The organism is Halochromatium sp. (assembly GCF_046541315.1).
In the GTDB taxonomy this organism is placed as follows: Bacteria; Pseudomonadota; Gammaproteobacteria; order Chromatiales; family Chromatiaceae; genus Lamprobacter.
Genome location: NZ_JBKHDN010000131.1, coordinates 1 through 7,923, shown reverse-complemented (window position 1 = coordinate 7,923; position 7,923 = coordinate 1). Strand labels below are relative to the sequence as shown.

The 7,923-nt window shown below is 67.0% G+C and carries 7 protein-coding genes; 4 read left to right on the top strand and 3 right to left on the bottom strand.

The genetic code is table 11. The features are described from left to right. Together ACLFQI_RS09540 and ACLFQI_RS09535 are read left to right on the top strand one after the other, a co-directional pair. A partial coding sequence (locus tag ACLFQI_RS09540) for a permease (RefSeq protein ID WP_410758820.1) occupies window positions 1–1,092 on the top strand: 1,092 nt, incomplete at its 5' end. 156 nt (window positions 1,093–1,248) lie between these two features. Further along, window positions 1,249–1,515: an RNA recognition motif domain-containing protein gene (locus ACLFQI_RS09535; protein WP_410758818.1), complete on the top strand. Its 267-nt coding sequence runs from the start codon at window positions 1,249–1,251 to the stop codon at window positions 1,513–1,515. A 72-nt stretch (window positions 1,516–1,587) separates the two neighbouring features. On the opposite strand, the gene ubiD is transcribed toward ACLFQI_RS09535, so the two are convergent. The 3 genes from ubiD to egtB are packed head-to-tail and all read right to left on the bottom strand — an operon-like array spanning window position 1,588 to window position 5,410. Further along, a complete protein-coding gene (gene ubiD, locus ACLFQI_RS09530; RefSeq protein WP_410758817.1) occupies window positions 1,588–3,054 on the bottom strand; it encodes a 4-hydroxy-3-polyprenylbenzoate decarboxylase in 1,467 nt (488 codons plus the stop codon). Further along, window positions 3,051–4,067, bottom strand: coding sequence for an L-histidine N(alpha)-methyltransferase (gene egtD, locus ACLFQI_RS09525; protein ID WP_410758815.1), 1,017 nt, complete (start codon window positions 4,065–4,067; stop codon window positions 3,051–3,053). The genes ubiD and egtD overlap by 4 nt, the downstream gene beginning before the upstream one ends. Then, window positions 4,064–5,410: an ergothioneine biosynthesis protein EgtB gene (gene egtB / locus ACLFQI_RS09520; RefSeq protein WP_410758813.1), complete on the bottom strand. Its 1,347-nt coding sequence runs from the start codon at window positions 5,408–5,410 to the stop codon at window positions 4,064–4,066. The genes egtD and egtB overlap by 4 nt, the downstream gene beginning before the upstream one ends. Window positions 5,411–5,693: 283 nt before the next feature. Between egtB and ACLFQI_RS09515 the strand changes: the two genes are divergently transcribed. Next, window positions 5,694–6,650 (top strand): MDR/zinc-dependent alcohol dehydrogenase-like family protein, encoded by a 957-nt coding sequence (locus tag ACLFQI_RS09515; protein ID WP_410758811.1) that lies wholly within the window; start codon window positions 5,694–5,696, stop codon window positions 6,648–6,650. A 319-nt stretch (window positions 6,651–6,969) separates the two neighbouring features. Continuing rightward, on the top strand, window positions 6,970–7,914 hold the full coding sequence (locus ACLFQI_RS09510) for an alpha/beta hydrolase (RefSeq protein ID WP_410758809.1): 945 nt from the start codon (window positions 6,970–6,972) through the stop codon (window positions 7,912–7,914). Window positions 7,915–7,923: the final 9 nt, after the last annotated feature.

Below are 7,923 nucleotides of genomic sequence, written 5' to 3'. Positions count from 1 at the left end.
ACCGCGCTTGGCTTGCGCCGCGAGGGCGCCTCGCCCGGCGCCGCGACCGCCTTCATGATCAGCACGCCGCAGACCGGGGTCGATTCGATCCTGGTCACCGCCGCCTTTCTCGGTTGGCCGTTCGCGCTCTTCAAATTGATCGCCGCCTTTGTCACCGGCGTGATCGGGGGTGTCCTGGTCAACCGCACGGTACCTGCAGACCCGCCGGCCAGCGCTGCCGCCAACGGCGACAGCGCCGATGACAACCGGCCCCGCGGCTGGCGGGCGCGCATCGGCGAGGCGGTGCGATACGCTGTGTTCGACCTGCTCGGCGCCATCAACACCTGGCTGATCATCGGCGTGATCGCGGCGGCCTTGGTGACGGCGCTCACCCCGGCCGACTTCTTCGCCGGCCGGCCTTGGGCCGATGGGCTGCTCGGCATGCTGGTGATGCTGGCCATCGCCCTCCCCCTGTATGTCTGCACCACCGCCTCGGTGCCGATCGCGGCCTCGTTGATCCTGGCCGGGCTGCCGGCCGGTTCGGCGCTGGTGTTCCTGATGGCGGGTCCGGCGACCAACCTGGTCACCATCGGTGCGGTGTATCGGACCCTGGGCGCGCGGGTGCTCTCGGTCTACCTCGGCACCGTGGTGGCGATGAGCCTCGGCTTCGGTCTGCTCTTCGACCAGTTGTTGACCAGCGTGCCGGCGCAAACGCTGACGCACGAACACCAGCAGGGCTGGCTGCCGGTCCTGTCGGCGCTGGTGCTGTTGGCGTTGATGGCGATGCTGGGGCGGCGCCAATACCGCGCACGGAAACAGGCGCAAGCGCGGTTGTCACGCGCACAAGGCGCCGAGACCCGTGCGAACACCGATGCGCGGGGCGGCCTCGCCACCAGCGCCGCCGACGACAGCATGATCCTTGAGGTCAAGGGCATGAGCTGCGGCCACTGCGTGGCGACGGTCAAGCAGGCGCTGGAGTCGATCGATCAGGTCCAGGAGGCCGCGCCCGACCTCGCCACCGGTCGGGTGCTGATTCGCGGCGGTGGCGTCGAGACCAGCGCCCTGGAACAGGCCATCGAGCGCGCCGGCTTTCGGGTCGCGCACCGCGATTGACGTCGATCAAGCCATCGGTGACACTGGTCCGAGTCCTGCGGCAATGGGCTACACTCGGCATACGGCCCAGGCTGCCGTGTCACCACCGTTCGAGTTGTGCGTTGATCGATCGATGGTGTGCGCGTGCTCAATGCACGACCGTTGCGAGAATGAGCGATGAGGATCTACGTAGGTAACCTGAAATACACGGTCAATGACGAGACGTTGCGCGAGATGTTCAGCGAGTTCGGCGAGGTCGCCAGCGCTGATGTGATCAAGGATAAGTTCTCCGGTCAATCGAAAGGCTTCGGCTTCGTCGACATGCCCAATCAGTCCGAGGCCGAGGATGCCATCCGGGCGCTGAACGACACCATGCAGGATGGGCGCAAATTGACCGTCAACGAGGCCAGACCCCGCACCGAAAGACCGCAACGGCGTTACTGAGCGCCTAGCCGCAACCGACCGTGCCCATCCGCGCGCTGCCCTGCACCCTGATCGGCAGGCAGCGCTGGTGGCTCAATCGAGTCCGAGGCGCGGCCAGAGCCGGTCGACCCGCGCCTTGACCTCGGCATCCATCTGGATCGGCCGACCCCATTCGCGCGTGGTCTCGCCGGGCCATTTGCTGGTGGCATCGAAGCCGATCTTCGAGCCCAGCCCAGAGACCGGCGAGGCGAAATCGAGATAATCGATCGGCGTGTTCTCGATCATCACCGTATCCCGTGCCGGGTCCATGCGCGTGGTCATGGCCCAGATCACGTCCTTCCAGTCGCGGGCATCGATGTCGTCGTCGACGACGATGACGAACTTGGTGTACATGAACTGGCGCAGGAACGACCAGACGCCCAGCATCACGCGCTTGGCATGGCCTGGATATTGTTTCTTCATCGCCACCACCGCGAGCCGATAGGAACAGCCCTCGGGCGGTAGGTAGAAGTCGGCGATCTCCGGGAACTGCTTCTGCAAAATCGGCACGAAGACCTCATTGAGGGCCACGCCGAGGATCGCCGGCTCATCCGGTGGCCGGCCGGTGTAGGTGCTGTGATAGATCGGCCGCTGGCGCTGGGTGAGGCGATCGATGGTGAAGACCGGGAACTCATCGACCTCGTTGTAGTAGCCGGTGTGGTCGCCGAACGGCCCTTCCGGGGCCCTGTCGTCGGGATGCAGATGGCCCTCGAGGACGATCTCGGCGCTGGCCGGCACCTGCAGCTCCGAGCCGAGACAGGCAGCGAGTTCGGTGCGACTGCCGCGCAGCAGGCCGGCGAAGGCGTACTCGGAGAGAGTATCCGGCACCGGCGTCACCGCGCCCAGGATGGTGGCCGGATCGGCGCCGAGCGCCACCGCGATCGGAAACGGCTGGCCGGGATGCGCGCGCTGCCAGTCGCGAAAATCGAGCGCCCCGCCACGATGCGCGAGCCAGCGCATGATCGCCCGATTGCGGCCGAGCACCTGCATCCGGTAGATACCGAGATTCTGGCGCGACTTCTCCGGCCCGCGCGTGATCACCAGTCCCCAGGTGATCAGCGGCGCCGCGTCGCCCGGCCAGCAGTGCTGGATCGGGAAGCGCGACAGATCGACCTGCTCGCCCTCGAACACCTGCTCCTGACAGGGCGGCTGACGCCGCACCTTGGGCGCCATGTCGAGCACCTTCTTGAAGATCGGCAGGCTGTGCCAGGCCTCCTTCATCCCCTTCGGCGGCTCCGGTTCCTTGAGAAAGGCAAGCAGCTTGCCGACCTCGCGCAGTGCCGCGACCGATTCCTCGCCCATGCCGAGCGCGACCCGTCGCGGGGTGCCGAACAGGTTGCCGAGCAGCGGCACCTGCGAGCCCTTGGGGCGCTCGAACAGCAGCGCCGGACCACCCGCGCGCAGGGTGCGATCGCAGATCTCGGTGACCTCCAGATGCGGATCGACCTCGACGCCGATGCGCTTGAGTTCGCCGCGCTGCTCGAGCTGTTCGATGAAGTCGCGCAGATCCCGGTACTTCATGGCTCAGCGCACATGGCCGAGGGCCGCTCCGAAGGCCGATAGACCAGGCAGTGCACGCTGAACAACTGTTCGGGATCGGTCCAGACCTGCTCGGCCTCGAAGCCGGCGCGGCCGGCCAGCGCATGGAAGCCGTCGATGCTGTATTTGTGCGAGCACTCGGTATGGATGGTTTCGCCCTCGCGGAAGGCGAAGGTCGCGCCGGCGACCGCGACCCGCTGATCGCAGGTGCTGAGCAGGTGCATCTCGACGCGGCTCTGCTCGGGGTTGAAGAAGGCCTCGTGACGGAAGCGACTGAGATCGAACCCTCCCTCCAGCTCGCGGTTGATACGGCTGAGCAGGTTCATGTTGAACGCGGCGGTGACCCCGGCGGCATCGTTATACGCCCGCTCGAGACGCTCCCGCTCCTTGATCAGATCGACGCCGATCAGCAGCCGTCCCTCGGCGCCGAGGATGGCGCCGACGCGGTGCAGCAATTGCTCGGCCTCGTCGGGCTCGAAATTGCCGATCGAGGAGCCGGGGAAGAAGGCCGCACGCGGGTGCTCGTGATCATCGACCGGCAGCTCGAACGGCGCCGAGTAGTCGGCGCAGACCGCATGCACCTCGAGCTTCGGAAACGCCGCCGCAAGCGCCTGCGCCGACTGCTGGAGATGCGCGCTGGAGATGTCGACCGGCATGTAGACCGCCGGCCGCAAGGCCTCGAGCAGGACCTGGATCTTCAGACTGCTGCCGCTGCCGAGTTCGACCAACAGCGCCTCGCGGCCGAGGCGCTGGGCCATCTCGGCACCGTGCGCGCGCAGGATGGCGATCTCGGTGCGGGTCGGATAGTACTCGGGCAGCTCGCAGATGGCGTCGAACAGCTTCGAGCCTTCGGCGTCGTAGAACAACTTCGGCGAGAGCTGCTTGCGCGGCTTGGCGAGGCCAGCCAGAACCTCGGCGCGCAGATCCGCCGGGGCGGGATGATAATCATGAAAGAAGATCGGATTGGCCGTGGTCGGGTCGGTCGAAGCGATCATGCCAAGTCCTCCGCCAGCCGGATGCCCTTGAACTGCCAGCGCTCGTGGGGATAGAAGAAATTGCGATAGGTGGCGCGCGCATGATTGCGCGAGGTCGCGCAGGAGCCGCCGCGCAGGACCATCTGCCCACTCATGAATTTGCCGTTGTACTCGCCGAGCGCGCCATCCACGGCACGATAGCGCGGATAGGGCAGATAGGCCGAGGCGGTCCATTCCCAGCAATCGCCGAACAACTGCTGGAGCGTGCCGGCAGCGGCCGGGGTGGGATGCAAGCGACCGTCATCGACGAAATGGCCCGCCACCGGGCGACCGGCGGCGGCATGCTCCCATTCGAACTCGGTCGGCAGCCGCCGCCCGGCCCAGCGCGCGTAGGCCTCGGCCTCGAAGTAGCTGATGTGGCAGACCGGCTCGGCCGGATTCAGCGGACGGCGACCGCCGAGCGTGGTTTCGTGCCACACACCATCGAGCGCCTCCCAGTAGAGCGGGGCCTGCCAGCCCTCGTGCTTGATCCGCGCCCAGCCGTCGGAGAGCCAAAGCCCCGGGTGACGATAACCGCCATCCTCGATGAAGGCCAGGTACTCGGCGTTGGTGACCAGGCGATCGGCAAGCCGGAACGGCTCCAGCAGCCGCTGATGGCGGGGGAATTCGTTGTCGTAGGCGAAACCCTGGGTGAGGTTCGCGCTGTGGTTCTCGCTGTGACTCTGGCGCTGCGTTTGGCCGTTGTGCTGATTCGGGTGCTGGTGCGGAGGTTGGCTCGCCTCTGGCCCGGCCCCAAAGCTGTACACGCCGCCCGCGAAGCCGGTGAAGGTCAGCGGCACCGGGTCTTGCACCTTTGCCAGCGGCAGGTCGGCGCGATAGGCTGGACGCAAAGGGTTGTAGGCCAGGTTGTACTTGATATCGGTGACGAGCAGTTCCTGATGTTGCTGCTCATGGTTGAGCCCGATCTCGAGCCGCGCCTGGATGGTCTCGGCGTGCTCGGCGGGACATTCGGCGAGCAACCGCGCCATGGCGTCATCGACATGGCGACGGTAGGCATAGACCTCGGCCACTGTCGGGCGCGAGAGCAACCCGCGCTGCGGTCGCGGCCAGAAGCCGGCCTCGGTCTGTTCATAGTACGAGTTGAACAGATGCTCGAATTGCGGGTGGAAGACCTGATAACCGGCGAGGAAGGGCTTGAGCAAAAAGGTCTCGAAGAACCAGGAAACGTGGGCGAGATGCCACTTCGGCGGGCTCGCCTCGACGGCGGTCTGGAGTCCGTAATCCTCGATCTCGAGGGGCTCGCAGAGCTGCTCGGTGAAGGCCCGCACGCGACCATAGGCGGCGGCAAGGTGGGTTTCATCCATTATGGGCATCAGGCTCTCCTGGTGTCCGGTCTGAGGGGTTGAGAATAAGGCGATCGATGGTGTCAAGTGCTGGCGATGGACGCGAAGCCTGAGGGATTGTCTCGTGCAGCCGCTGAATTGGCGGTATGCGCGTCAAATTTCCAGTCGCAGCGCTTTTCCATGCCAAGACCAAGGATAACCCGAGGCCCGGTTGCCATGTCGGCTCGGCCTTCGCCGGTCCAGCGGCCGGCGATCCGTCCGCCCATCCGCCGATGGATTCCATCCAACTGCCGGAGTGCTGCTCATGAAGGCCATTTGGCTTGATGACGAGGTGCGACTGCACACCGATCTGCCCGTACCCTCCCCGGCCACCGGCGAGGCCTTGGTGCGGGTCCGCCTGGCCGGCGTCTGTTCCACCGACCTCGCCCTGCTGGACGGCTATTATCCGTTTCGCGGCGTGCTCGGCCATGAGTTCGTCGGCGAGATCGCCGCCGCCCCGGATGCGCCCGAGCGGATCGGCGCGCGCGTCGTCGGCACGATCAACCTGAGCTGCGGTCATTGCAGCGAGTGTCGGGCCTGCCGGCCGAATCATTGTCTGCGCCGCGCGGTACTCGGGATCAAACAGCACGACGGCGCCTTCGCCGAATTCCTGTGCCTGCCGCTCGGGAATCTGCATCGGGTGCCGGAGACGGTGCCGGATACCGCTGCGGTGTTCACCGAGCCGCTGGCAGCCGCGCTGCAGATCCCGCAACAGGTCCACATCAAGCCCTCGCAGCGGGTGCTCGTGGTCGGGGCGGGCCGGCTCGGGCAGCTGATCGCGCGGGTGCTCGCCCTGACCGGTGCCGAGTTGGATGTGGTGGCGCGACATGCCCATCAGCGCCAGCGCCTGGACGGCATCGCCACGCGCTGCCTAGGCGAGTCGGAGGTGGCCGCTGGCGGCTACGATCTCGTGGTCGAGGCCAGCGGCGCCCCCGGCGGCTTCGCGCTGGCGCGCCAGGCGCTGCGCCCGCGCGGCACCCTCTGTCTGAAGAGCACCTATCGCGGCGAGGTCGCGGTCGATCTGTCGTCGTTGGTGGTCGACGAGATTCGCGTCCTCGGCTCGCGCTGCGGTCCCTTCCCGGCCGCTTTGCGGCTGCTCGAACGCCAGCAAGTCGACCCAACCCCATTGATCGACGCCCGCCTGCCCCTGTCCGAGGGCGTGCAAGCGCTGCAACGGGCCGCCGAGCCAGGCGTGCTGAAGGTGCTGATCGACTGCCGCTGAGTGGCTGATGCGGCCATCATTCCGCTTCCCCCCAACCCAGCGCCGCAGACGCACCATGGATCGCCGACGCTGGGGACCAGCGGCATCACTGAGCCATCGCACGATGCGCCATTGGCGATCGGCAGCGACCCGCGCCAGCCGAGATCCCGTGCCGGCGCGAGCGTCGTCTTGGCTGGGCGTCGCGAGCGCGCTCTTGTTTGGCCTATGGCTCGGTCTTCCACTCAGCGCCTGCGGCACGCGGCCGCTCGCATCCATGACATCCACATCGAATCCGTCGGCCACCGTTGCCGCCAACGCCGCGTCACTCCAGCCGCGACTGATGCCGACCGCAGCCCGCATGGCCGATGGCTATCGGCTGCCCTTTCAACGCTGGGGCGACGCCGAGCGACCGCAGACCGTCGTCCTCGGGCTGCATGGTTTCAACGATTACAGTCAGGCCTTCGAGCCGCTCGGCACGCACCTCGCCAAGCGCGGAATCACGACTTACGCCTTCGACCAACGCGGTTTCGGCCGCACCCGTCAGAGCGGGCGCTGGCATGGCAGCGAGCGGCTCAGCGCCGACCTCCGCGCCCTGATCGGGCTGTTGCGCACGCGCCATCCGCACGCGCGGTTGATCCTCATCGGCGAAAGCATGGGCGCGGCAGTCGCGCTCAGCGCCGATGCCGAGGCGCCCCTGGAGGTGGACGGACTGGTGTTGATCGCGCCCGCAGTCTGGTCGCGCGCCAGCATGCCTTGGTACCAACGCGCGGCGCTCGCGTTCGCCGCCCGCACCTTGCCCGGACTCAAGCTCACCGGCGAGGGCGTGTCGATCTCGCCGTCCGACAATCGGTCAATGCTGCGGGCGATGGGTCGTGACCCGCTGGTGATCAAGGCGACCCGGATCGAGGCGCTCTGGGGCGTGACCAACCTGATGGATCGGGCCGTTGCCTGGCCCGCCGCGCGCCGGACGCGCGACCCACGCTTTCCAACGCTGATCCTCTACGGCGAGCGCGACAGCATCATTCCGCCGCGTGCCTTCTGCCGGTTTATCGAGGGGGTTCCGCTCGATACCGCGGAACTCCGGCTCCTGCTCTACGCCGATGGCTGGCACATGCTGCCGCGCGATCTGCAAGGCGCACGGGTGCGCGCGGATATCGCTACCTGGGTGCAAGATCCGAACGCGGTACTCGCCGACGGCGAGGGGGTCAGCGCGAGCGTTGAGCGGCTGCGTCGATTTTGTTCATCGAAGGCCCGATGGCTGAGGGTCCAAGGCCTCGGTGAGTGAGCGAAGTTG

What these genes read in the sequence shown, in the direction of transcription:
- ACLFQI_RS09535 (WP_410758818.1), top strand. Translation starts at nt 1,249, where the DNA reads ATGAGGATCTACGTAGGTAACCTGAAATACACGGTCAATGACGAGACG.
- ubiD (WP_410758817.1), bottom strand. Translation starts at nt 3,054, where the DNA reads ATGAAGTACCGGGATCTGCGCGACTTCATCGAACAGCTCGAGCAGCGC.
- egtD (WP_410758815.1), bottom strand. Translation starts at nt 4,067, where the DNA reads ATGATCGCTTCGACCGACCCGACCACGGCCAATCCGATCTTCTTTCAT.
- egtB (WP_410758813.1), bottom strand. Translation starts at nt 5,410, where the DNA reads ATGGATGAAACCCACCTTGCCGCCGCCTATGGTCGCGTGCGGGCCTTC.
- ACLFQI_RS09515 (WP_410758811.1), top strand. Translation starts at nt 5,694, where the DNA reads ATGAAGGCCATTTGGCTTGATGACGAGGTGCGACTGCACACCGATCTG.
- ACLFQI_RS09510 (WP_410758809.1), top strand. Translation starts at nt 6,970, where the DNA reads ATGCCGACCGCAGCCCGCATGGCCGATGGCTATCGGCTGCCCTTTCAA.